The organism is Psychrobacter sp. 1Y4 (assembly GCF_051847555.1).
In genome coordinates this window covers 1-561 of sequence record NZ_JBPYDE010000954.1, presented here as the reverse complement: position 1 = coordinate 561, position 561 = coordinate 1, and the positions used below count along the sequence as shown (strand labels likewise).

The following is a 561-nucleotide window of genomic DNA, read 5'->3' as shown; positions in this document are numbered from 1 at the left end:
ATAATCCAAATGCCTTTTGGTACGATATACATGAGTTGGGTGCCCGCGCTAACGTACTGGCCTTCTTTGACACTGACTTGGCTCAGCTGACCGGACTCAGGTGCTGTGATGATCGTATTATCGAGATTAATTTGCGCTTGCTTCACGCCTGCCTCAGCACTTTTGATATTTGCATCTAGTGAGGGTTGGGTGCCACTGGTTTTGGCGCGGTTTTGCTGAGCGGCTTGTAAATTGGCTTCAGCCTGTTGCACACTTGCCTGTGCTTGAGCAAGTTGCGCCTTGATATGAGCGACTTCTGCTTTTGATACCGCACCGATAGCGTCTAAGCCTTGATAGCGATTGACGTCTTCACGAGCGCTCTCGACATTGATTTTGGCACTATATAAGTCGGCTTTGCGTGCTTCGATTTGTGCTTGGCTAGATTGCGTGTCTTGAGCATTGGTAGAGCGGCTGGTGATCGCCACTTCAGTATTGGCTTCTGCTTGTTCAAGTTGCTGCTGAAAGGTTCGATCATCTATTTTTATCAGTAGATCGCCCGCTTTTACATCAGCAAAATCCTGC

At 48.3% G+C, this 561-nt stretch carries 1 protein-coding gene; it reads right to left on the bottom strand.

What is annotated here, in order from left to right; genetic code table 11:
• The coding region (locus ACS8FC_RS19810; protein ID WP_439298044.1) for an HlyD family secretion protein at positions 1 to 561 on the bottom strand (561 nt) is incomplete at both ends.